Origin of the sequence: Exiguobacterium sp. SH4S7 (assembly GCF_004336795.1) — a bacterium.
Lineage (GTDB): Bacteria > Bacillota > Bacilli > Exiguobacteriales > Exiguobacteriaceae > Exiguobacterium > Exiguobacterium aurantiacum_A.
This window is the reverse complement of record NZ_SJUT01000009.1, coordinates 17,221-40,112: the sequence shown is the minus strand read 5'-3', so window position 1 is coordinate 40,112 and position 22,892 is coordinate 17,221. Positions and strand designations below refer to the sequence as shown.

Annotated in this window: 22 protein-coding genes; 19 read left to right on the top strand and 3 right to left on the bottom strand. The window is 52.8% G+C overall.

The genetic code is table 11. From position 1 onward, the window contains the following. Nucleotides 1–125 precede the first annotated feature (125 nt). Nucleotides 126–461, top strand: coding sequence for a hypothetical protein (locus EVJ29_RS13585; protein ID WP_071399216.1), 336 nt, complete (start codon nt 126–128; stop codon nt 459–461). 52 nt (nt 462–513) lie between these two features. Here EVJ29_RS13585 and EVJ29_RS13580 read toward each other — a convergent pair whose 3' ends face one another. Next, nucleotides 514–942, bottom strand: coding sequence for an HIT family protein (locus EVJ29_RS13580; RefSeq protein ID WP_131441620.1), 429 nt, complete (start codon nt 940–942; stop codon nt 514–516). Nucleotides 943–1,074: 132 nt separating this feature from the next. On the opposite strand from EVJ29_RS13580, the gene EVJ29_RS13575 reads away from it, so the two are divergent. Next, nucleotides 1,075–2,127 carry a hypothetical protein gene (locus EVJ29_RS13575; RefSeq protein WP_131489968.1) on the top strand — a complete coding sequence of 351 codons (1,053 nt, stop codon included), beginning with the start codon at nt 1,075–1,077 and terminating at the stop codon, nt 2,125–2,127. Nucleotides 2,128–2,178: 51 nt separating this feature from the next. Here EVJ29_RS13575 and EVJ29_RS13570 read toward each other — a convergent pair whose 3' ends face one another. Then, nucleotides 2,179–2,433, bottom strand: coding sequence for a GlsB/YeaQ/YmgE family stress response membrane protein (locus EVJ29_RS13570; RefSeq protein WP_070327866.1), 255 nt, complete (start codon nt 2,431–2,433; stop codon nt 2,179–2,181). Between the two features lie 168 nt (nt 2,434–2,601). Here EVJ29_RS13570 and EVJ29_RS13565 point away from each other — a divergent pair, with 168 nt between their 5' ends. After that, nucleotides 2,602–3,339 (top strand): ABC transporter ATP-binding protein, encoded by a 738-nt coding sequence (locus EVJ29_RS13565; protein ID WP_070327865.1) that lies wholly within the window; start codon nt 2,602–2,604, stop codon nt 3,337–3,339. Beyond that, on the top strand, nt 3,336–4,466 hold the full coding sequence (locus EVJ29_RS13560) for an ABC transporter permease (protein ID WP_131489967.1): 1,131 nt from the start codon (nt 3,336–3,338) through the stop codon (nt 4,464–4,466). The genes EVJ29_RS13565 and EVJ29_RS13560 overlap by 4 nt, the downstream gene beginning before the upstream one ends. A 48-nt stretch (nt 4,467–4,514) precedes the next feature. Here EVJ29_RS13560 and EVJ29_RS13555 read toward each other — a convergent pair whose 3' ends face one another. Next, nucleotides 4,515–5,813, bottom strand: a complete 1,299-nt coding sequence (locus EVJ29_RS13555) for an ammonium transporter (RefSeq protein ID WP_131489966.1) — start codon at nt 5,811–5,813, stop codon at nt 4,515–4,517. Nucleotides 5,814–5,941: 128 nt separating this feature from the next. Between EVJ29_RS13555 and EVJ29_RS13550 the strand changes: the two genes are divergently transcribed. From EVJ29_RS13550 to EVJ29_RS13480, 15 genes are all read left to right on the top strand, one after another. After that, entirely contained in the window at nt 5,942–6,247 is a 306-nt protein-coding gene (locus EVJ29_RS13550; protein WP_071399222.1) for a MerR family transcriptional regulator, read from the top strand. Between the two features lie 116 nt (nt 6,248–6,363). Further along, complete coding sequence (gene hemE, locus EVJ29_RS13545) at nt 6,364–7,413, top strand: uroporphyrinogen decarboxylase (protein WP_070327861.1); 1,050 nt, start codon at nt 6,364–6,366, stop codon at nt 7,411–7,413. After that, a complete protein-coding gene (hemH, locus tag EVJ29_RS13540) occupies nt 7,410–8,339 on the top strand; it encodes a ferrochelatase (RefSeq protein WP_070327860.1) in 930 nt (309 codons plus the stop codon). The genes hemE and hemH overlap by 4 nt, the downstream gene beginning before the upstream one ends. Further along, nucleotides 8,332–9,717 (top strand): protoporphyrinogen oxidase, encoded by a 1,386-nt coding sequence (gene hemG / locus EVJ29_RS13535; RefSeq protein ID WP_131489965.1) that lies wholly within the window; start codon nt 8,332–8,334, stop codon nt 9,715–9,717. Before hemH ends, hemG begins: the two co-directional genes overlap by 8 nt. A gap of 84 nt (nt 9,718–9,801) precedes the next feature. After that, a complete protein-coding gene (locus tag EVJ29_RS13530) occupies nt 9,802–10,695 on the top strand; it encodes a Cof-type HAD-IIB family hydrolase (protein ID WP_071399224.1) in 894 nt (297 codons plus the stop codon). Between the two features lie 71 nt (nt 10,696–10,766). Beyond that, entirely contained in the window at nt 10,767–11,756 is a 990-nt protein-coding gene (locus EVJ29_RS13525) for a lipoate--protein ligase (protein ID WP_131441598.1), read from the top strand. Between the two features lie 155 nt (nt 11,757–11,911). Further along, nucleotides 11,912–12,385 carry a PTS sugar transporter subunit IIA gene (locus EVJ29_RS13520; protein WP_236633547.1) on the top strand — a complete coding sequence of 158 codons (474 nt, stop codon included), beginning with the start codon at nt 11,912–11,914 and terminating at the stop codon, nt 12,383–12,385. A 103-nt stretch (nt 12,386–12,488) separates the two neighbouring features. Beyond that, the gene (locus EVJ29_RS13515; protein WP_131489963.1) at nt 12,489–14,033 is read left to right on the top strand and encodes a long-chain-fatty-acid--CoA ligase; all 1,545 of its coding nucleotides are present in this window, start codon (nt 12,489–12,491) and stop codon (nt 14,031–14,033) included. Between the two features lie 96 nt (nt 14,034–14,129). After that, nucleotides 14,130–14,432, top strand: a complete 303-nt coding sequence (locus EVJ29_RS13510) for a metal-sensitive transcriptional regulator (RefSeq protein WP_070327854.1) — start codon at nt 14,130–14,132, stop codon at nt 14,430–14,432. A 12-nt stretch (nt 14,433–14,444) separates the two neighbouring features. After that, nucleotides 14,445–16,556, top strand: coding sequence for a heavy metal translocating P-type ATPase (locus EVJ29_RS13505; RefSeq protein ID WP_131505293.1), 2,112 nt, complete (start codon nt 14,445–14,447; stop codon nt 16,554–16,556). Next, a complete protein-coding gene (locus EVJ29_RS13500) occupies nt 16,553–16,759 on the top strand; it encodes a cation transporter (protein ID WP_131441594.1) in 207 nt (68 codons plus the stop codon). The genes EVJ29_RS13505 and EVJ29_RS13500 overlap by 4 nt, the downstream gene beginning before the upstream one ends. Nucleotides 16,760–17,099: 340 nt before the next feature. Next, on the top strand, nt 17,100–17,762 hold the full coding sequence (locus tag EVJ29_RS13495) for a response regulator transcription factor (protein ID WP_070327853.1): 663 nt from the start codon (nt 17,100–17,102) through the stop codon (nt 17,760–17,762). Then, entirely contained in the window at nt 17,759–19,138 is a 1,380-nt protein-coding gene (locus tag EVJ29_RS13490) for a sensor histidine kinase (protein WP_131505292.1), read from the top strand. The genes EVJ29_RS13495 and EVJ29_RS13490 overlap by 4 nt, the downstream gene beginning before the upstream one ends. A 121-nt stretch (nt 19,139–19,259) precedes the next feature. Beyond that, nucleotides 19,260–19,730 carry a competence protein ComK gene (locus EVJ29_RS13485; RefSeq protein ID WP_131505291.1) on the top strand — a complete coding sequence of 157 codons (471 nt, stop codon included), beginning with the start codon at nt 19,260–19,262 and terminating at the stop codon, nt 19,728–19,730. An 87-nt stretch (nt 19,731–19,817) separates the two neighbouring features. Beyond that, nucleotides 19,818–22,886 carry an efflux RND transporter permease subunit gene (locus EVJ29_RS13480; protein WP_131466155.1) on the top strand — a complete coding sequence of 1,023 codons (3,069 nt, stop codon included), beginning with the start codon at nt 19,818–19,820 and terminating at the stop codon, nt 22,884–22,886. The last annotated feature ends 6 nt before the right edge of the window (nt 22,887–22,892 follow it).

The window sequence follows — 22,892 nt, the reverse complement described above, 5'->3', positions numbered from 1 at the left end:
TTCATATTATTTTACCAAAAAAGAGAGATTAAAAACCTATATCTCAAATAAAATTTTTCAGAACATTCAATTTTGACCGAAAAATCATTTTATTTTAAAATGAGGTCAAAGGAAGGTGACCTCCAGTGGACAAGCAAAAGCGTTGGTTCGATGACATGCTAGACTTGTACAACGCGGCGAAACAACTGGGAGATGACCCTTGGGCACATAAAATAATGGAAGCACTCGAGGCGGGATACGAAGCGTCAGAACAGAACGAACAGACGCGTAAACAAACTTTGCTTGAAAAGCGACTTTTTGAAATCGACACCCGTCTAAATGAATTAAGAAAAGAGTTCGAACAAGCGGAGTCTGTCAAATCTCGTCAGCAACTGTATGAGCATGCGATCAAATTGCAAATAGAACGGGCACAAATTGAAGAAGAGCGGAAGCGGCACTTCAATTCGATCAACTCGTCATGACACACAAGAAAGCGGACCAGGCTCTCGGAGGAGTCTGGTCCGCTTGTTTCGTTCAAACACGTTGTTTGATTTGAGCCGCGAGCGTGTTCATTTCTTCTGGCGTGTACGCATCGTTATGGGTTTCCCATTTCGCGTCGAAGCCGTCTTCGTGGCCGTAGCGCGGGAGCAAGTGAATATGGAAATGGTACACCGTCTGACCGGCGATTTGTTCGGCGTTCGAGAGGACGTTCATCCCGATTGCGCCCGTTTCGCGTTGAATCGCGCTCGCGATTCCCGGTACTGCTTTAAAGACGTCACTTGCGACGTCACTCGGTAGTTCGTAAATGTTTTTGGCATGATGTTTCGGGATGACGAGGGTATGGCCTTTCGTCACTTGGGAAATGTCGAGAAAAGCGACGACGTCATCATCTTCGTACACCTTGTAAGAAGGGATGTCGTTGTTGACGATTTTACAAAAGATACAATTGGCATCGGTATGCATCGTATTTCCTCCATTCATGAAATGACTGATCGATTTCATCATAACACGGAAGTTCAGGCGAAAGAATGATTGTCCTCGTTCTCACGTCATCCTACAATAGAAGGACAAGAGAAAGTGATAGGAGTGGAGAGAATGGCTTATGAACGATCGAAGAAGACGACAAGGCAGCGCAAGATTCGCCTCGTCATCGTCCTAGCCGTTTTGCTCGTCTTAGCGACGGGGGCAATCTATATATGGGGCTATAAGCCGGCGGAGGCGAACGCGCAAATCCACGTTCGATTTAAAGAGGCTCTGTTGACGGAAGACGTCGCTTTCTTTGAGCAGACGGTTGAATATGAGACTGAGCCGCTTACGCGTGCCGAGGCACTTCGGTTCATGCGTTGGCTGAACGAAGAGAAGGCGATTCGAGGTGAGGCGATCTCTGAGGTGGCGGCGGACCGCGCCGATGAACGTCAAGGTATGGAGTCAGTCGGGTTGTTCCGCTTGCTTGATACGGGAGACGGCCGGTTCGGCTTTGCGGATTATCGGATTGAGCTGTTACCGCAAACGTTCGTTGCGACGTCAGACGTGCCGTTGACGAACATATGGGTCGATGGGACACAAGTAGGCCGGATTGATGCGGCGGGCGACAGCTTGACAGTCGAGCGGATGCCAGGCCGGTACGACGTCAAAGCCGTCGCGGTCGTGAACGGGGAGACCGTCACGCGAACGGAGACGGTGACGCTCGTTCGGGAGGAACAGCTCGCTTTCGCGCTACAGCCCGAAGCGAACGAGACGATTGCCGGTCAGTTCGATATCGAGCGGGTCGAGCTGATCGAGATTGAAGTCGAGGCGAGGACCGGGCATTCGCTTGAAACGATTGAGTCGGTTATGAACAAGCGGGAGAAAGCGGTCGTCGAACAGCTCGGTGAACCGCTTGAACGGGACGGCGACGTGTGGCGGTATGACGGCATGGATGTGACATTTGTTAAAAAGAAAGTGAACCAAATCGACATCGATTTGGACAAACGGACGGATGATATGGTCGCCCTCCTCGGTGAACCGAATGAACGAATCGAGACAGAGCTTGGGATCGAGTGGCGTTACGATCGCTCGCTGTTCGAATCGATTTTCACGTTGCTCGGTCTAGAAACGGATAAACGCTTCATCGAACGCGACGGGGCGATGTATTTACTGTTAAGTTGAACGAAAAAAATGGGACCCTCGTGTCGAGGGTCCCGTTTTTGTAGCACTGGATTAGCGCTTTTTGTTCATTGATTTCATAACGAACGATACGATCAAGATCAAGATAATCGCACCAAGAAGTGCTGGAATAATCGCGATGTCAGCGATGATCGGTCCGAAATCAGGGAAGATCAATCCACCAAGCCAAGCACCAATGATACCAGCGATGATGTTACCGATAACGCCGCCTGGTACGTCTTTACCTAAAATAAGACCTGCTAACCAACCGATGATACCTCCGACGATCAAATAAAGAATAAAACCCATGCAAACATTCTCCTCTCTGTTTTGTCCATTGTTCTCAATAACAATTTTATGGAACAATGGAAGTGATGAATAAGTTTTTAAAATGCCTTACAGTAGAGAATATTCCCATGTGACAATTTTTAAAACATATATCACAAAAAAAAGTTGAAAATAAGGGGTGGAGTTTTCATGTTACACGTCGAACACTTGAACGGCGGTTATATAGGTAAACAAGTGCTACATGATGTTTCGTTTGAAGTAAAAAAAGGTGAGCTCGTCGGGCTGATAGGGCTAAACGGTGCCGGGAAATCGACGACGATCAAACATATTTTAGGATTGCTTGAACCGATTTCGGGATCAGTCGAAGTCGACGGAGAAACGTTGCAATCGTCCGAAAAAAATTATCGCAAGAAAATAAGTTATATACCTGAGACGCCGATTTTGTATGACACGTTGACGTTACGTGAACATTTGTTGTTGATGGGGAAAGCGTACGAGATCGACAGCCGTGACCTCGAGATGCGGACGGAACGATTGGCCCGCGACATGCGTATGGAGAAACAGTTGGACTGGTTCCCATCCGTCTTCTCGAAAGGGATGCGCCAAAAAGCGATGATCCTGAGCGCGCTCGTGACGAAGACGCCGCTCTTGATCGTCGACGAACCGTTCGTCGGTCTCGATCCGCTCGCGATCCGTCAACTGCTCCGCCTGTTTGATGAGTATAAACAAGAGTGTGCGATTCTCATGTCGACGCATATCCTCGAGACGGCGGAACGTCACTGTGACCGGTTCGTGTTTCTCCATCAAGGAGTCGTGATCGCGACCGGTACGGCAGCGCAGTTGCGTGAAAAATATGCGCTCCGTCCTGACGCGACGCTCGATGACATTTATGTCGAGGCGATCGAGGCCGAGGAGCGGGCGCAATGAGGGTGTTTAACGCTCGGTTCAGTAGTTGGATGGAAGAAGTCGTGAAGTATAGCCGCTATGTGGCGAACGGGGGTCTCTTGTTCACGCTCTACTTCACGCTCATTTACGGGGGATTCGTCTACAATCAATTTTTAAACGGACTCGACCCGGCGTTTCCGAGCGAATGGGTCGTCGCGCTTGTGTTCTTGCTCTTGCCGCTCGGTCATCGGCCACGGACGTTGCTTCAAGAAGCGGATCAAGTGTTTTTGTTGCCAGAGCTCGGTGATATCCGTTCGTATATGAACGGGGTTCGTCTGTTCAACGTCGTGTTCGCGAGCGTTCGGGCGCTCGTCGCCATGCTCGTCGTCTTGCCGCTCATCGTCCGGACGCAAGCGCTCACGCCGGCAGAAGTAGGCGCCATCGTCGCAGCGAGCGTGTTGCTTTCGGCAGCGGGTCGCCTCGCAAAGCTCGAACTGGTCTCAAACGTGGTGCTCTTCAGTGCGCTCGCGAGTGGAGTCATCATGATTTTTGGTGTCCCGTTATTGACGCCGGTGCCGGCGCTTGTCGCGCTTGTCTTGCTTCATCTAAGACGACACGACCGCATCCCGCTCCTTGATTGGCTCACGCTCGAGCAGAAGAGCAAGGCGCAGTTCGACCGTGTCATCAGTTGGTTCGTCGACTTGCCGGCGATGCGGGAGGAAGTGAAGGAGAGAAGTGTCATCGTACGAGCGCTCGAGCGTTCGGTGCTCAGACGCGCGGATGCCGCACGTTATGTCTATGGCTTACGTGTCATCCGTTCGAAAGACTCGCTCGACCTCGTGTTCCGCCTTTCTGTCGTGGCGTTCATCGTCATGTGGCTGTCGGGTGGCTGGTATGTCGGCTTGGTCGTCCCGCTGTTCGTCGGTTTGACGGCACTCCAACTCGTGCCGCTCTTCAAACGACTCGATACGATGTCGATCGCTTCATGGTTGCCGATCACGCGTCTTGAACGGTTGGCGGGTTACAAATGGTGGATGAACCGCTTGCTGATTGGTCAGTTGGTCGTCCTGACGCTCGGGTCGGTCGCTTTCGGTGCTAGAGTTGACGCGGTCGCGGGAGTCGTGCTCGGCTATCTTGTCATCCGTTACTATTTAGGGCGGTTGAAATGAATAAGGGACACCCTTCCACGCGCGTGAAGGGTGTCCCTTTGACTGCTGTTATTTTTTTGGTGACATGACCGACACGCTCGAGCCGAGAATCTTCGGCAGACGAGCCGGAGTGTCAGTTTCCGCATCGATTTCACCGTACGCCGATACACCGTGCTCGGCGATATCGAGTCCGACGTCTTCTTGCTCCTCAGTGACACGGAGACCGATCGTCACGTCGAGTAGTTTTAAGAAGACATAGCTTCCGCCTCCGGCGATGACCATTGCGATCAAGACACCAAGCGCCTGGACGCCGAGTTGTGACAAACCGCCACCGTAGAAGAGGCCGGCCGAACCGATGCCGGTGATCTCGACGAGACGCGGTGATGCGAAGAACCCGAGTGCGAGTGTTCCGATGATGCCAGCGACACCGTGGACTGAGAAGGCACAGAGTGGGTCATCGATATACTTCGCCATGAGGATGCTCGTGCCGTATGTTGCGATGGAAGCGAGGGCGCCGATGACGACAGCGGCCCATGGTTCGACAAAGGCACAAGCGGCTGTGATGGCGACGAGCGCCCCGAGGACACCGTTGACGACTGAAGGGATGTCGGCCGTCTTCTTGTGGATCATGACGATGGCGAGCGCGCCGAGCGCACCGGCAGCCGTAGCGAGCATCGTCGTAAGTGCGACATAACCGAAGAATCCGTCAGCGACCGACATCGTCGATCCCGCGTTGAATCCGAACCAACAGAGCCAAAGGACGAGTCCGCCGACGACCGTCAAGACGTGGTTATGACCGGCGAGTGATTCTGTTTTCCGTCGTGGTTTCAAGATGATCGTCGCCATGAGGGCAGCCATCCCACCTTGAAGATGGACGACGGCTGAGCCTGCGAAGTCTTGCATCCCCATTGAGCCGAGGAGTCCACCCGCCCAAACCGAGCGAGCGACGATCGGATAGAGAATGGCGACGAAGAAGATACCGAATAAGACATAGGCCGACAGTTTAGCCCGTTCCGCAAATCCGCCCCAAGCGATTGCGAGCGCAACGGCGACGAATGACAATTGGAACAAGAATTTAATGTCGAGCGAGACGTTGGCCCAGTCGAGGCTCGTGAACGATCCGTTTAAAAAGAATCCTTCAGTCCCGAACCAGCGTGTACCATCCCCGAATGAGAGGCCGAACCCGACGGCCCAAAAGGCGAGTGCCGCCACAGAGAGGCTGATGATTTGTTTGACAGCGACATGCCCGGCGTTTTTAGCCCGGAGCGTCCCGGTCTCGAGTAAGCCGAAACCAAGTTGCATCGTCAAGACGAGCAGTGCAGCGATGAGTACGAACAGCGTGTCCATATAATACATAATTTCTTCCATGTTGCGATTCCTCCTTTTAGCAAGTGTGATTTCAAAAGTTGGTTTCAGTTTAAGACGAAATGAACGGGTTGGATTGCAATTTGTCAGATTATCTGACATAGTTTTTTTGAGAAGGGAGATGGCGGACGATGGACTACAAGTCGAAGAAAGTGATTGGAATGGGCGTTATTACCGAACTGACCGGACTTTCTGAACGACAAGTGCGCTATTATGAGGCGAAAGGACTCGTCTTCCCGGAGCGGACAAAGGGAGGCTCGCGTAAATATTCTTTCCATGACGTCGAGCGATTGATCGACGTGGCGTCAAAGCTTGAGGACGGATGGCGGATTCAAGACATTAAAGAGCGCGAAAAACGTCTATCGACGAGACAGCGTGATGAATTGATCCGGGGTCAGCTCAATTCGGCGTTCCGCACGTATCCGACAAAGAAATGACACAATGAAAACACAATGAAAATGCTTCACATTAGCATTATTCTAATTAATTTCTGTATAATGTTTTTGAGTTCACATACCTATAGAAGAAGAGTGTAGGAGAATTATAGAGGGGAATGACGCGACGTATGAACGATACTATTTTGAAGGCGTTTCGAGGAGAGGCGACAGACTATGTGCCGGTCTGGTATATGCGCCAAGCCGGACGCTACCAACCAGAATATCGTGAGATCAAGAAAACGAGGACGTTGTTCGAAATCACACACGATTCAGAACTATGCGCCTACGTGACGGAACTCCCGGTCAAGCAACTCGGAGTCGACGCGGCCATTCTGTACAAAGATATTATGACGCCACTCCCGTCGATGGGCGTCAACGTAGAAATTAAGAGCGGGATTGGCCCGGTCATCGATAATCCGTATCGGACGATGGAGGACGTCGAGCGCTTAAAACCGCTGAATGTTGACGACATCTCGTACGTGCTCGAGACGATCCGTTTGCTCCGAGAGCGTCTTGAAGTGCCGCTCATCGGATTCTCGGGAGCACCGTTCACGCTTGCGAGCTATATGATTGAAGGCGGTCCATCGAAAAGCTATCATCGGACGAAAGCACTCATGTATGCTGAGCCGGACGTTTGGAACGCGCTCATGGACAAACTTGGAGACATGGTCATCACGTACGCCAAAGCGCAAGCCGAGGCCGGTATCCAAGCGTTCCAATTGTTCGATTCATGGGTCGGGACGCTCAGCCGCAAAGATTATGTCCGTTACATTAAACCGACGACTGAGCGCATCTTCACTGAATTGCGCACACTCGACATCCCGCTCATCATGCACGGTGTCGGAGCGAGCCATCTTGTAGAAGAATGGCAAGATCAGCCAATCGACGTCGTCGGGCTCGACTGGCGCTTGTCGGTTCAAGAAGCGCGCGATCGCGGCATTACGAAAGCGGTGCAAGGAAACTTGGACCCGTCGTTCTTGCTGGCACCATGGCCGGTCATCGAGGAGAAAGTGAAAGAAATCCTCGATGAAGGGATGAAACAACCGGGCTACGTCTTCAACTTGGGACATGGGGTGTTCCCAGAAGTCGACCCGGCCGTACTCGTCAAATTGACGGCATTTATCCATGACTATTCACGTGAAAAAATGGGAGGCAAATCATCATGAAAACAGTCGGATTACTCGTAATGGCTTATGGAACACCATATAAACCGGAAGACATTGAACGATATTATACGCACATCCGTTACGGACGCAAGCCGGCACCGGAAGCGCTCCAAGACTTGACGGAACGCTATGAGGCGATCGGGGGCGTATCTCCGCTCGCGAAGATCACGATCGACCAAGCGGAGACGCTTCGAGACATTTTGAACGAGCGTCACGCTGGTGAAATCGACTTCAAATTATATATCGGTCTCAAGCACATCGAACCGTTCGTCGAGGATGCGGTCGCGCAAATGGCGAACGACGGCATTAAAGAAGCGGTCTCAGTCGTTCTTGCCCCTCATTATTCGTCATATAGCGTCAAGTCTTACAACGGACGCGCCCATGAAGAAGCGGCGAAATACGACATCGAGATCCGTTCGGTCGAGTCGTGGTACGATGAGCCGAAATTTATCAATTGGTGGGCTGAAGCGATCAAAGAGACGTTCGCGAACTTGCCGGTCCCAGCCGAAAAGGCATGCTTGATCGTGTCGGCGCATAGCTTGCCAGAGAAGATTTTGGCCGGTGGCGACCCGTACCCGGATCAGTTGAAAGAGACGGCAGATAAGATCGCGCAAGCTGCTGGTGTCATCAACTATGAGGTCGGTTGGCAGTCTGAAGGCAACACGCCGGATCCTTGGATCGGGCCGGACGTCCAAGATTTGACGGCTGAACTTCACGAAAAACATGGCTACGAGGCGTTCGTCTATACGCCGGTCGGTTTCGTCGCTGACCACCTTGAAGTGCTCTTCGACAACGACGTGGAATGTAAAGTCGTTTGTGACCGCCTTGGCGTTCACTATGCACGTCCAAATATGCCAAACGCAGAGCGGAGCTTCATCGAAGCCGTCGCAGATCGGATGGAAAGCGTGATCGTGCATCATGCGTAATTTGACGATTGTCGGTGGTGGGATCACAGGTCTCACCGCCGCTTTTTATGCCGAGCGTTATTTGCCGGAAGACGTGTCAATCACGCTGTTAGAGGCCAATGACCGGTTGGGCGGAAAAATCGATACGTTTGAGACCGGTGAATTCGCAGTCGAGCGCGGCCCCGACTCTTACGTGTTCAGGAAGACGGCGATGACCGAGTTGATCCATGACGTCGGTCTCGGGGACGAGCTCGTCCGGAACGGGGTCGGCCAAGCGTACGTCTTGCATCATGACGGGTTACATCCGATCCCGAAACAGACGGTGATGGGCATCCCGCTCGACGTCGACGCGTTCAAGCAGACGTCGCTCTTGTCAGAAGACGAGCACGCGGCATTGCGGGCCATGCTGGTATCGCCCCCAGACATCATTCCCCCAGAGACGGACGTCTCACTCGGCCTCTATCTTCGAGAACGGGTCGGAGATCCGATTGTCGACCGATTGATCGAGCCGCTATTGTCGGGTATTTATGCCGGCGATATCGACAAGATGAGTGCGCTGTCGACGTTCCCGCAGTTTATCGAAGGTGAGAAGAAGTACGGCAGTCTATATGAAGGGATGCGCCATCTTCGTCCCGAACAGCGTGTCGCTGAAGTCGGCGCGAAGAAAGTCGGACAGTTCGCTTCGCTCCGGCGAGGTTTGAAGTCGCTGACGGACCGTCTCGCGGAACGGCTCGAGCGGACAGAGGTGATCTTGAACTGTTCGGTCGAACAAGTCGAGGAGATCGAGACAGGCTATCGTCTGCTCACGAATCGTGGCGATATGGATTCAGAGCGTCTCGTACTGACGGTCCCGCCGCGTCTCATTCGTCAGTTCTTACCGAAAGTCGACAGTGATTTCTTGGCCGATATGAAGCCGCATGCGACCGCGACGTGCTCACTCGTCTTTAAAGAGACAGACATCGAGCTCCCGTTCGTCGGTACGGGCTTCGTCACGAGCCAAGAAGCGGACGTGATGATCACGGCGTGTACGTTCATCGATCAAAAATGGCCACACGCCGTGCCGGACGGCTATCACGTTCTCCGTGTCTTCCTCGGTCGTCCGGGTGCTGACGAGATCGTCGATGCACCGGATGAGGACATCGTGGCGACAGCGCTCCGTGACTTGGGCGGTTTGATGAACATCAAAGCCGCACCGCTCCAGGCGGTCGTCAGCCGGCTGCGGGACGGATTGCCGCCGTACGCGGTCTTCCACGCCGACCGGGTGCGAGCGCTTCGGGCCGAGATGAGCCGAGTTTATCCTGGCGTGCTGCTCGCGGGGATCGCCTACGACGGGATCGGCATGCCGGACTGTATTAAGAGCGTCCACGAGCAGATCAAACAGTTAGCAGAACTTGGTTAAGGATTTGTGAAGAGAGGTGTCGGATTTTTCCGTCGGCCTCTCTTTTTGTTATAGTTAGAAGCGAAAGAGAAAAAGAGGGAGTGGATGTTGATGACAACGTATAAACTGTTCGTATCCGATATGGATGGCACGATTCTGCACAACCACACAAAAATCGCACCGGAGACGGCTGAAATCGTCCGCGCCGCCGAAGAACAAGGGATTCGCTTTGCGATTGCGACGGGACGCAATTACTTCAACGCGAAAGAGATTCTCGATGAAGCCGGTCTCACGTGCCCGATCGTCTCGTCAAACGGGGGCCGCGTCTTGACCGAAACGGGAGAAGTGCTCCATGAAATCGATTTGACGGTTGAAGAAGCGCTCGAAGTCGTGTCGGTGCTTCATCAAGACCATAAGTATTCAGACATTTTCTACGAGATGTATTCGGAAGCGGGACTTGTCGCAAGTCGCCTCGATTTGATCGATGCGACGATGGAAAACTTGAAGCAAAACGGTGACGACCGGTCGCTCGAGATGTATGAGTTCTTCCGGAAGCGTTATTACGTCAACGAAGACGTCCGTCTCGTCGAGGATATCGAGGACTTCATCAAAAACGAGGCTGGCCGCGTCTATAAATTCATCGCGTTCTCAAGTCATTTTGAGAAGATGTCATCACTATGGACTGAAATCGATGAGCGTGTCGACGGGGTATACGTCACGTCATCAGGGAACGACAACATCGAAGTGATGGCGAACGGGGCCGACAAAGGTCACGGTGTCAAAAAATTAGCCGAGCACTTCGGTGTCGATTTGTCAGAAGTCGTCGTCATCGGTGACAACTTGAACGACGTGCCGATGTTTGAAGTCGCCGGCAAAGCGATCGCGATGGGCAACAGTCACGACGACTTGATCGCGATCAGCCACCACGTCACGGAACGTCATGATGAGTACGGCGTCGCGAACGCGCTGAAGCGCATTATGAGCGGTGAGTGGAAGTAAACAAGTTGTAGAGCGGGTGATTCGTCTCGTATAATACAACTAACGAACATCCGATTAGGAGGAAACCGACTGTGAAATTTATCTTTAACCCGGACATCCGGGACCCAAAACTCAACTTGGCGGTCGAGGAGTATATCCTCAAGCATTTGAACGTCGAGCATGAGGACTACTTCTTGTTCTATATTAACGGCCCGTCGATCATCATCGGCAAAAACCAGAACACGTCAGAAGAAGTCAACTTGAAGTATATCGAAGAGAACGGGATCGACGTCGTCCGTCGCTTGTCTGGCGGCGGTGCCGTCTATCACGACGAAGGTAACTTGAACTTCAGCTTTATCACGAAAGATGACGGCAATTCGTTCAACAACTACAAGAAGTTCACACAGCCGATCGTCGATGCGCTCAAACAACTCGGTGTCGAAGCAGAATTGACCGGTCGTAACGATATTCAAGTCGGCGAACGGAAAATCAGCGGGAACGCCCAATTCACGACGCGCGGTCGCATGTTCAGCCACGGGACGCTCATGTTCAACTCGAACATCGAGGAAGTCGTCAACTCGCTCAACGTCTCGGAAGAGAAGATGCGCTCAAAAGGCATCAAGTCGGTCCGGAGCCGGGTCGCCAACATCACGGAATTTTTAGAGGAAGAGATGGAGATGGAACGGTTCGTCGAGGCGCTCCTCCACTCGATCTATGATGGTCAAGACCCGGAACGTTACGTGCTCCGTGACGAGGACTGGGAAATCGTTCAAGACATCTCGAAAGAACGCTACGCGAACTGGGACTGGAACTTCGGGAAGTCACCGAAGTTCGACGTCGAATCGAAGCGTCGTTTCCCGATCGGCACAATTGACGTTCGTTTGAACGTCAATAAAGGGACGATCACAGAAGCGAAAATCTACGGCGACTTCTTTGGCGTCGGTGATATCCACGACGTCGAGCAAGCACTCGTCGGGACGCGATTCGAACGAGCCGCGATTCGGGAACAATTGTCACACCTCGACGTCAAGCATTACTTCGGTAACGTCGACTTAGAAGAACTGGTCGATCTCATTAGCTGAGGCGATTTTGCAGGAGGATGGTCTGTTTCAGAGACCATCCTTTTTGGCGTTTTCGTGAAACCTTATGTGTAGCGTTGCGAGTCGTTGCGGGAAGGCGTATCATAATCAGTGCAAGCGCTTTCGTTAATTGAGATGAGCCAATAGGAGGAATGAAGATGTGCCGTTTCATCACAGAATGGATGGACACGAACTGGATGTGGGTGACCGATCAACCGACGTTCGAGCGAGCCATGCTCGCGATTGGTCTTGAGCTAGAAGGAAAAGGGATAGTCGATGATACGTTCGCGCAAGTCATCATCGAGCAGGAGCGCACGATCCCGTCCGGAGTGACGGACGTCGCCATCCCGGTCGCTGTCATCGACGTGCCGAACCAGGTCTCAAAGCGCGATGGCATCACGCTGCTCCACTTGAACCGTCCGTTCGACGTGCGGACGATCGCCGGGGAATCGGTCTGTGCAGAAATGATCTTTACCATCACAGCGACGACTGACGAGAAGAAACAGATGTTCCATAAGTTGATCGATGATCTGCTCATGGACGACGAAGCGTTGCAAGCGCTCGTTCACGTCCAAAGCCGGGCCGGACTATATCATTTACAGATGATGGATTTGAAAGCGTTTTCTTCCTGAGATGTTTCATGTACAATAGAGATAACTGAAAAAGAGCGCGGTTGCCGTGCTCTTTTTTACGGCTCAAGAGTGAATCGTCATTCATTTCTAAAGGGGGATTACCATGGCAAACTTAGTCACAGCGTTACAAGGGGTTGTGGCCGCGCATCCAAATAAGGCGGCCTATGTGTTCGGGGAGGACACGGTCAGCTACGAGCAGTTTTTCGGACAAGTCCAAGCGATGGCATCGACGCTTGAACAGAAGGGGATCGACAGAGGGGACCACGTCGCGCTCGTCCTCGGGAATAGCCCGGCGTTCTTGATTTCTTATTTTGCGGTCCTCGCGCGAGGGGGAATCGTCATTCCGATCAACCCTACATATACGCCGGACGAGATGGCTTATATTTTACTCGATGGAGACGTGAAAGCGATCGTCGCCTTGTCGCCGCTCGTCGCGCAAGCCGAAACGGCGCTCACGAACTTGCCGCAGTTGAAACTTGTCATCTCGGTACCGTATGCGGATGTGCCCGCAATCGAGCGCACAGGGGATATCGAATTTATGGCGTTTTCAAAAGCGTTCGCCTCGGGCGTGACAGCGCTAGTCGAGGTCGATGAACAAGACGTCGCCGTCATCTTATATACGAGCGGGACGACAGGTAAACCGAAGGGGGCGCTGTTGACCCACCTCAACTTGTTCTCGAACGCGCACTCAATCGGAGAATATCTCGAGATCACACCGGACGATAAGGCGCTCGCGGCGCTACCGATGTTCCACGTCTTCTGTTTGACAGTCATCGTCAACGCGCCGCTCCTGCGCGGGGCGACGATCATCATCTTGCCGAAGTTCTCGCCGCAAGACGTATTCGATCTCATTCCGAAGCATCAGGTCAGCATTTTTGCCGGTGTGCCGACGATGTACAACTTCTTGTTACAAACGGCGCTGAAAGTACCGGCTTACGCGTCGGCGCTCAAGCACGTCCGCGTCTTCGTCTCGGGCGGGGCGAGCTTACCGGTCCAACTGCTCGAATCGTTTGAACAAAAATTCGAGTGTAAGATCCTCGAAGGGTATGGCCTGTCAGAGGCGTCGCCGGTCACTTGTTTCAACCCGCTCCACGGGGAACGGAAAGCGGGATCGATCGGTCCGTCGATCATCCACGTCGAGAACAAAATCGTCGACGAGCTCGGTGAAGAAGTCGGTGTCGGCGAAGTCGGGGAACTGATCGTCCGCGGTCCGAACGTCATGAAAGGCTATTACAAACTGCCTGAGGAGACGTCGATGACGCTTCGGGACGGATGGCTCTATACGGGCGACTTGGCGAAACGTGACGAGGACGGATATTTTTACATCGTCGACCGGAAAAAGGATATGGTCATCGTCGGTGGTTATAACGTCTACCCGCGGGAAGTCGAAGAAGTGTTATACCAACACCCGGGTATCGTCGAGGCTGCCGTCATCGGCGTGCCCGATGCCGAGCAAGGTGAAGCGGTGAAGGCGTTTATCGTCACCCGCGATGAGCTTTCGGTCGACGAGATCCGCGCGTTCGCGGCGACGAAACTTGCCAAGTATAAACAGCCGAGCCACATCGAGATCATCGATGAGTTACCGCGAAACACGACCGGTAAGATTTTGCGGACGGTTTTGAAAAGCGAGGCGTTTCAACGCAACTGAATCAAGCAAGGGCGACACACAATTGTCGCTCTTTTTTTATTTCATACGTTTGACACCATTACGGGGTAGGGGTATATTAGACGTGAGGTGATAACAATGGATGAATTCTTGCACGAACAGCCGCTCGTCCCGCGCGAAGACGCCGAGCGAGTTGCGCTCAGTAAGCGGCTGCGCCGGATCGAAGGCCAAGTCCGTGGGATTCAAAAGATGGTCGAGAGCGACCGATATTGCGTCGATATCTTGACGCAGACGTCGGCTATTCAAGCCGCGTTAAAGCAAGTCGAGATGCAGCTGCTTGAGCGTCATATGCGTAAATGCTTGGTCCATGCGAGTGAAACGGAAGATATGGATCCATACATTGACGAATTGATGACAATTGTCAGCCGCATTAAAAAGTAAGGAGGTGCTCGTATGAAGACTGTCGAACTGTCGATTCAAGGAATGACATGCGCCGCATGCTCAGCCCGAATCGAGAAAGTATTGAATAAGATGGACGGGGTCGATGCGACCGTCAATTTGCCGCTCGAGACGGCGACAATTCGCGTCGAGGACGGCATCACCGAAGAGGAGCTGATCGCCCGGATCGAGAAGATCGGCTACGGGGCGGAACGAAAAGTCGAGCTCACACCGAGACATGACCTCCGCCCACTAGAACGGAAAGTGCTCATTTCGGCGCTTCTTTCGGCGCCGCTCTTACTCGTCATGATTACCCATATCCCTGGGTTGATGTTCCATGCCGATTGGCTCATGAACCCGTGGTGGCAATTCGCGCTCGCGACACCGGTCCAGTTTTGGATCGGGGCCCAGTTTTATCAAGGGGCGTATAAGAGCCTGAAGAGTGGGGCGGCCAACATGGACGTCCTCGTCGCGACGGGGACATCCGCCGCCTACTTCTATTCCGTGTTCGAAATGCTCATCCATCCGACGAACCCGTCCCTTTACTTCGAGACGAGCGCTGTGTTGATCACGCTCGTATTGCTCGGGAAATGGTTGGAGGCACGGGCGAAAGAAAAAACGACAGATGCGCTCAAATCGCTTCTGTCGCTGCAGGCGAAAGAAGCAATCTTACTCGTCGACGGGGAAGAACGGTCGGTGGCGATCGACCTCGTCAACGTCGGCGACGTGATCGTCGTCCGTCCAGGTGAGAAAGTGCCGGTCGACGGTAAAATCATTGAAGGTGAGACGGTCATCGATGAATCGATGTTGACCGGAGAATCGATCCCGTCTGAAAAAGGTGTCGGTTTTGATGTCGTCGGTGGGACGATCAATCGATCGCATCGCTTCTTGATGGCGGCAGAGCGTGTCGGCAGCGAGACGATGCTTGCGCAAATCGTCCGTGTCGTCGAACAGGCACAAACGGATAAAGCGCCGATTCAACGGCAGGCCGACCGAATCTCCGGCGTGTTCGTGCCGATTGTCGTCGCCATCAGTGCCGTCACGTTCGCCGTTTGGTTGTTCGGGTTTAATGATCTCGATATGGCGATTCGGTCTTCAATCGCCGTCCTCGTCATCGCTTGTCCGTGTGCGCTCGGACTTGCGACCCCGACATCGATCATGGTCGGGACCGGCCGTGCGGCTGAACAAGGCGTCCTCTTTAAAGGGGGCGGTCAACTCGAATCATTGAACGGTGTCGATATCGTCGTGTTCGATAAGACGGGGACGCTCACGAACGGGACGCCTGAAGTCGTGGCGACGTTCGGGGACGAGTCGTTTTTACAACGGGCGGTCATGGCCGAACGTCAGTCGACGCATCCACTTGCGGAAGCGATCGGTCGTGGCGTCGGCGTCGGGCACGTGGAACGGGTCGAAGAGTTATCGGGCCGAGGATTGAAAGCGGTCGTTGATGGGAAAGAGCTTCTTATCGGTTCGGTCCGGATGATGCGCGAGGCCGGATTCACGTTGCCTGATTGGGACATGCAAGCGATGACGCCGGTTTACGTGGCGAGTGAATCTGAAGTCGTGGCGGCGTTCGGTCTTCAAGACCGGTTGAAAGAAGGTAGCCGGGCTGTCGTGCAACGACTTGCGACGACGAGACAAGTGTATGTCTTGACGGGAGACCGAAAAGAAGTCGCGCTCGACGTGGCGCGTGAACTAGGCATCGCTGAAACGAACGTCATTGCCGAGGTGTTGCCCGTCGAGAAGGCAGACCACATCGAGGCACTGAAACAACGTGGCCGCGTCGCCATGGTCGGTGACGGGATGAACGATGCGCCTGCGCTCGCCGTCGCGGACGTCGGTATCGCCTTCGGCAGCGGGACGGACGTCGCTTTAGAAGCGGCGGACGTGACGATCATGGGTCGAGATATCGAAGGCGTGGATCGGGCGATCGAGATGAGTGCGCTCACGATGCGAAACATCCGTCAAAACCTATTTTGGGCGCTCGCCTATAATAGCTTCGGTATACCGATTGCCGCGGCCGGTTTGCTCGCTCCATGGATTGCTGGGGCAGCGATGGCGTTCAGTTCGGTTTCGGTCGTATTGAACGCACTGCGATTAAAAAAACAAGGAGGACATTCCAAATGAATGAAACAGTCTTGAAAGTAGAAGGTATGACATGTAACCATTGCAAGGCAGCGGTTGAAGGGGCTTTGACCGAGTTAGAAGGCGTCGAGTCGGCCATCGTCTCGTTACAAGATCACCGAGTCGATGTCATCCATAACGATAAGATTTCCGTCAAAGTGATGATCGAAGCTATCGAAGAACAAGGTTACGACGTCAACGCATAACGACCGAATCCCGCCTGTGAGGCGGGATTTTTTTGTGATGTTCTCATGCTAAAAACTATGATATAGTATAGATGATAATGAGAATCGGTATCAGCGGGAAGGTGGGGTTACGATGGAACTCGTCATGATCAGCGGCGTGTTGGCGTTACTTAGCGGGGGGACGGCCTTCCTCGCTCAACAATTGCGGACACGGTCGACACGGTAAGGAGGGGAAACCCTTCTTTTTTTCGTTAACTTACGCGATTGACGGTACATCCAGCCGGTTCAAAACGAGTGATTTCCCATCATTCGTCGACAATTGTTTGATATGATGTTAAAAAATGCTGCAGAGGTGACTAAAATGTACACGATCTATTTAGTCGATGATGAGGTCAATTTAAACAAAATGCTCGTCACGTATTTAGAGCAAGAAGGCTACCAAGTCCGTTCGTTCACGGATGGTGTATCAGCCCAAGCCGCGATTCAAGACGAACCTGACTTATGGGTGCTCGATATTATGCTGCCGGACCTCGATGGCTTTCAGTTGTTGAAGCAAATCAAGGCGACGAACGCCAATACACCGACGATCTTCATTTCGGCCCGTGATGAGGACATCGATAAAATCATCGGACTGGAGATGGGTTCGGATGACTACATCGCCAAACCGTTCTTACCGCGCGAGCTCGTCATCCGGGTCAAAAAATTGATCGATCGGGTGTACGGGTCGAAATCGAACGAACATATCGAGTACGGGGAATACACGATTTATCCGGACAAACGACTGATCAAGCATGCTGCGGATGATATCGATTTGACGTCCAAAGAGTTCGATTTATTGTTGCTCTTCCTCGAACATCCGGGCTCGGCGCTGTCGCGTGAGCAAATATTAGAAGGTGTTTGGGGTCGCGACTATTTCGGCTCAGACCGTGTCGTCGATGACTTGGTCCGACGCTTACGGAAGAAGTTGCACCGACTCGAACTTGAGACGCTGTATGGGATCGGTTATCGACTCGTTAAGCCATGAGACTTCACGATCTTAAGCCGAAACGGCTCATGTGGAAAATCTGGGTATTGATTTTGCTCATCATCGTCACCTTGGCGTTGATGATCTTGTTGACGGTCCGCTCCTCGATCACGCAGTTCATCGATGAACAAGTGTATGAGACGCTTCAAGATGTCGATTATTACCTCGGAAATACGAACGAGCTCGAAAATATTCCGAGCAACCCGATCGAGTACGATCGGCGTCAACAAGAATCACGTTCGGTCAATCAGCTTATCTTTTTGCCGAACGGACGCATCATTTACGGCTCGGCCCCGCTCGAGCTGACGAATCGGATGTATCAAGAGGCGCTCGAACAGACGAGCGAGGTCGCCAAATATCAGACGACGATCGATGGGGAAGACGTCTACTATACGATTCGTCAAAACGAATATGACGGTGCCCTCATCTACCAGGCGTCGTACGCCTGGGACGCTTATCGCCGTGAGCTCGTCTCGACATTGTTCTGGCGTATCTCGATTTTAATTGGTGTCATCAGCCTCCTATCACTCATCCCGGCCCTTTGGATGTCTAGAGAGTTGACGAAGCCGATCGTCGAGATGGAACGGGCCGTTGAGAAAATATCGAACCGCCAATGGGAGACGGTGTTACCACTCGCCAGGGAAGACGAGCTCGGACAATTGGCGCGGTCGATCGACGCGATGCGCCAAGAACTGCAAGAGCAAGATTTGGCGCAACAGGCGCTCTTACAAAACATCTCTCACGATTTGAAGACGCCGATCATGGTCATTCGCGGCTATGCTCAGTCGATCGGGGACGGCATCTATCCGACCGGAGACTTGAAAGGGTCGGCCGAAGTCATTGATGAAGAAGCATCGCGTCTCGAGAAAAAAGTGGTCGACTTGTTATACGTCACCAAGTTGGAGTATTTCAAAGGGCAGGAGATGAAGCTTGATCCGATCAACCTCGATAAGTTGGTCGAACTGCTCATCGACCGCTTCAAGCTCCGAGGTAACCTCGAGTGGACGTTGACCGGATACGCGGGCGAGATGCTCGGTGACGGGGAACAGGTTCGGGTCGCGCTCGAAAACGTGCTCGACAATGCGATTCGTTACGCCGAGTCGACGATTCAGGTCGAGCTCGAACGAACGGATGCAGGAATCGACATCGTCATCAAAAACGATGGACCGTCAGTCGATGAAAACCTTGATCTGTTCCATCAATTCTCCCGTGGGAAGCAAGGCAAGTTCGGTCTCGGCTTGTTTATCGTCCAACGCATCGTGACCCTCCATGGAGGGACCGTTACCTTGGGTAATACGAACGACGGAGTTGCTGTCCAATTCCACTTCCCCCACCTGAAAGACACACAAAAATTAAAAACGGATGACAGATTTTAAAAACCAGCCTGCGAACGGCTGGTTTTTTTAGTGGGAAATGTCGACGAGCCGTTTGCACACGTTTAAGGAACTTGTTATGAATAACGTGTAAGTCATATTATACGTTTTGGAGGAAGAACAGATGACACAGTTGACGAATGATACAAGAGCGTTGGTTCCGGTATTTAATGAGTACGGTGAGGCCGAGACACTCGTCTATCAGCCTGATGGCGTGCACCGTCTGAAAGGTTCTCCGATTCACTTGCTCGAATCGGCTTGTCTCTATTATGGATCGAGTATCCAAGGGCGAATTGAAGCGGCCCGTCACGTGCTTGGTCCTCATCGAAAAACCCCTGTCGTCATGGATTGGCACGCCGATGCCGTCTTTTTCCCGACAATCGCCAAAGAGAGTCCTGATTGTGCGTGGATCAATTTTCAACATGTCACGGGCATCAAAAAGTTTGGCGACGGGACCCGGATTCAATTTCTGACCGGGGAATCGATTCAAGTCCCTGTCTCCGATCATACGGTCCAACGGCAGAAGCAGCGGTCGATTGAATTATCTTATGCGTTCCAAAAACGTTTCCATAGTAGCACATTGCATCACGTTTAAGGATTGAAAACCGATTCAAACCCCTCTATGATAAAGGAGAATAGTTCATATGTGTATTTGCACATTATCCGAAAGCGAGGGGTCAATATGTTTTTTCAGAAAATGATTGAGCGAGGAAAATTGATAATTGTATTTTTACTCGTTGCAATCGTCGTCGGGGTACTCACGTTTTTCCAGCTCCCGAAACGTGAAATCCCAGAGACTAGCGTCAATATCATTCTCATTCAGACCCCATATCCAGGGGCGACCGCTGAGACGGTCGAACGGAACGTCACGAACATCCTTGAAACCGAGTTAAGAGGGCTTGAAGGGGTGGAGAACGTATCGTCGCTGTCGGCGTCGGAGTTCTCGAATATTACCGTCGAGTATGAAGACGGATTTGATCAAGGCGAGCTGCAAGCGAACGTGAGGCAGGCGATCTCAGACGCGGCGCCTCGGTTACCTGACAACGCCTTAGCACCGACGGTCAACGATTCGATCGGTCAGCTTCCGGTCGCATCGTACTTACTGACGTCGAGCGATCGCGAGTCGCTTGAAGCGGTTCGAGAACAGGTCGAACGGCTAGAAGACCGATTGCTACGAACAGATGGTGTGACCGGGTTCACGATCAAAGGGCTCCCGGAAACAGAATTCGTCGTCTCACTGGATTCCGAAGCGCTTGGGGAACGCCAACTCGCATTCCCAGACGTCTTGACGGCAATCAACGAAGAATATAAGACGACACCGCTCGGTCGCCAATCGACGGACGACGGTATTTATCAATTGGCGATCGATAACTTGACGAACGTCAACGACATGGATCAAGTCATCGTCGGTTCTGTCGACGGTGATCCCGTCCGCCTTGCCGATGTCGGTACGGTCGAAGAGACGACAAAAGCAGTCACCGACCTCGTCTCACTCGACGGCGAACCGGCAATCTCGCTCACGGTGACAATCGAGCCAGGTCAAGACATCCCGACGCTGCAACAACGCGTCGATGAAGTCGTCGCTTCTGAAGTGGGAGACTTAGACGGGGTCGAACTCGTCACTTATTACGATCAAGCGAAAGCGGTCGATGCGATCTTCTCGTCACTTACGAAAGAATTCATCATCGCCATGATCGCAGTTATCGTCGTCACGACGATCGGGTTGACGTTCACAGGGTCACTCATCGTCAGCTTGGCGATTCCGTTGTCCTTCTTGATCGCACTCATCCCGCTCCGCTTCACGGGAGTCGATTTGAACCAAATCTCGATCATTGGGGCGATCATCGCGCTCGGTATTCTCGTCGATGACGCGATCGTCGTCAACGACAACATTTTGCGTCGCTACCGGAAAGGCGATACAGCCATGGTCGGTGCCGTTCGCGGAACGAAAGAAGTCTGGGGATCGATCGTCACGTCGACGCTCGCCGTCGTCTTCGCGTTCTTACCGCTGACACTTTTGTCAGGCGCGAACGGGAACTTTATCCGAGCGTTACCGACAGTACTCGCGTTGTCGGTGCTCGCATCGATGGTCATCAGTTTGACACTCGTGCCGATCGCACAGTATTGGTTGAACCGGAAGAAAGTGAAAGTGTCGAAGCGGGAGCCAGGCTGGCTCGGCGGACCGCTCAACCGTCTCAGTAATTTTTATGCGGATCGGTTGCTCCCGGTCGTCGCTAAACGGCCGTGGACGTTCGGATTGGTCGGATTTGTCATCACGACAGCACTATACGGGCTGATTCTGTTGACACCGTTCGAGTTCTTCCCGGCTGCGAACCGACCAGAAGTCGTGACGAGCGTCACGTTCCCGGTTCAAACCGACTTAGAGGAAACAGAACGTCGTCTCCAACAGATCGAAGCCGAATTCCAACAGATTGACGGTGTTACCGAGACCGCCATTTTCGCTGGCGGTGGGCTTCCGAGCTTGTTCACCGGTGGACTCAATCAGTCGGGTGACAATGCAGGACAAGTCGTCGTCCGAGTCGACAACGAACAAATCGATGCGATTCAGTTGATTGATGAGTACACATCGCAAATACGTGAAAACTATCCGGACGCTGAAATCTTCTTAGATACGCAGCAGCAGGGACCACCAACGTCTGCCCCGGTAGAGTTCACAATGCGCGGTGAAACGATCGAAGAACTTGTCGCGGCACGCGATACGGTCAAGGCAGACCTCGAAGAAATCGATGGCGCGCTCGTGCTCGACAACATTAAAGAACCGTTCCAGACACTCACGTACGAATTGAACCGAGAAGCGATGGCTGCTTCTGGAGTGACCGCGAAAGCAATTAGCGATCAGATCCGGTTAGTCACGGACGGCATCCCGATCGGTACGTTCGACGATGGTGTCGAACAACGCGATGTGAAAATCGTCGTCGATGCGGCCGCAAACCGCGAGGCGCTCGCCCTTGACGAGATTCTCGTCCCGGTCGACACGGAAGCCGGTCCGCCGGTCGCCCCGCTCAGTACGTTCGTCACCGAAACGACGACTGAACAGATCCAACAGATTCCGCGTGAGAACGGGGAGCGGATCGTCACGCTTCAAATCTATGCGACTGAAGGGATGGACGAAGATGCGTTCAAACAAGACGTTGAACGGATTCTCGATGACGCAAAATCAGACTTGACGAGCGATGGCATCTCGTTCGAACAGTCGGGAGCGAGCGATACGCAAAATGAGTTCTTCGTTGAACTCGCGACGTTGTTCATCGTCGTCTTGTTCTTGATTTTCTTAATCATCGCATTCCAGTTCAATTCACTTTCTTTACCGCTTCTCGTCTTGTTCACGATTTACTTGGCGATTGCCGGTGCGGTCGTCGGGCTGTTCATCACGCAGACGCCGTTTAGCTTCATGGCATCGATGGGGATGGTCTCACTTGCCGGAATCGTCGTTCGAAACGCGGTCGTCTTGTTCGAATTCATCGAGCAAGGAATTCGCAGTGGAATGTCCGTCACGACAGCGGTATATGAGGCAGGACGTGCACGGATCCGTCCGATTCTCCTGACGGCGTTGACGGCGGTCGTCGCGTTACTACCGGTCGCGTTCGGTGAAGACCCGCTCTTCAAACCGCTCGCCATCTGTATCGTGTCGGGAATTCTGTTCTCGACCGTACTGACACTCGTCCTTGTTCCGGCTTATTACTTGATCTTGGCGAAACGTCGCCATCGGGATAAACCGTTCACGGATTGATCAGCA

Excerpts from the sequence above, each read along its gene's own strand:
- EVJ29_RS13580 (WP_131441620.1), bottom strand. The coding sequence starts at position 942 with ATGCATACCGATGCCAATTGTATCTTTTGTAAAATCGTCAACAACGAC.
- EVJ29_RS13575 (WP_131489968.1), top strand. The coding sequence starts at position 1,075 with ATGGCTTATGAACGATCGAAGAAGACGACAAGGCAGCGCAAGATTCGC.
- EVJ29_RS13570 (WP_070327866.1), bottom strand. The coding sequence starts at position 2,433 with ATGGGTTTTATTCTTTATTTGATCGTCGGAGGTATCATCGGTTGGTTA.
- EVJ29_RS13565 (WP_070327865.1), top strand. The coding sequence starts at position 2,602 with ATGTTACACGTCGAACACTTGAACGGCGGTTATATAGGTAAACAAGTG.
- EVJ29_RS13560 (WP_131489967.1), top strand. The coding sequence starts at position 3,336 with ATGAGGGTGTTTAACGCTCGGTTCAGTAGTTGGATGGAAGAAGTCGTG.
- EVJ29_RS13555 (WP_131489966.1), bottom strand. The coding sequence starts at position 5,813 with ATGGAAGAAATTATGTATTATATGGACACGCTGTTCGTACTCATCGCT.
- EVJ29_RS13550 (WP_071399222.1), top strand. The coding sequence starts at position 5,942 with ATGGACTACAAGTCGAAGAAAGTGATTGGAATGGGCGTTATTACCGAA.
- hemE (WP_070327861.1), top strand. The coding sequence starts at position 6,364 with ATGACGCGACGTATGAACGATACTATTTTGAAGGCGTTTCGAGGAGAG.
- hemH (WP_070327860.1), top strand. The coding sequence starts at position 7,410 with ATGAAAACAGTCGGATTACTCGTAATGGCTTATGGAACACCATATAAA.
- hemG (WP_131489965.1), top strand. The coding sequence starts at position 8,332 with ATGCGTAATTTGACGATTGTCGGTGGTGGGATCACAGGTCTCACCGCC.
- EVJ29_RS13530 (WP_071399224.1), top strand. The coding sequence starts at position 9,802 with ATGTTGATGACAACGTATAAACTGTTCGTATCCGATATGGATGGCACG.
- EVJ29_RS13520 (WP_236633547.1), top strand. The coding sequence starts at position 11,912 with ATGTGCCGTTTCATCACAGAATGGATGGACACGAACTGGATGTGGGTG.
- EVJ29_RS13515 (WP_131489963.1), top strand. The coding sequence starts at position 12,489 with ATGGCAAACTTAGTCACAGCGTTACAAGGGGTTGTGGCCGCGCATCCA.
- EVJ29_RS13510 (WP_070327854.1), top strand. The coding sequence starts at position 14,130 with ATGGATGAATTCTTGCACGAACAGCCGCTCGTCCCGCGCGAAGACGCC.
- EVJ29_RS13505 (WP_131505293.1), top strand. The coding sequence starts at position 14,445 with ATGAAGACTGTCGAACTGTCGATTCAAGGAATGACATGCGCCGCATGC.
- EVJ29_RS13500 (WP_131441594.1), top strand. The coding sequence starts at position 16,553 with ATGAATGAAACAGTCTTGAAAGTAGAAGGTATGACATGTAACCATTGC.
- EVJ29_RS13495 (WP_070327853.1), top strand. The coding sequence starts at position 17,100 with ATGTACACGATCTATTTAGTCGATGATGAGGTCAATTTAAACAAAATG.
- EVJ29_RS13490 (WP_131505292.1), top strand. The coding sequence starts at position 17,759 with ATGAGACTTCACGATCTTAAGCCGAAACGGCTCATGTGGAAAATCTGG.
- EVJ29_RS13485 (WP_131505291.1), top strand. The coding sequence starts at position 19,260 with ATGACACAGTTGACGAATGATACAAGAGCGTTGGTTCCGGTATTTAAT.
- EVJ29_RS13480 (WP_131466155.1), top strand. The coding sequence starts at position 19,818 with ATGTTTTTTCAGAAAATGATTGAGCGAGGAAAATTGATAATTGTATTT.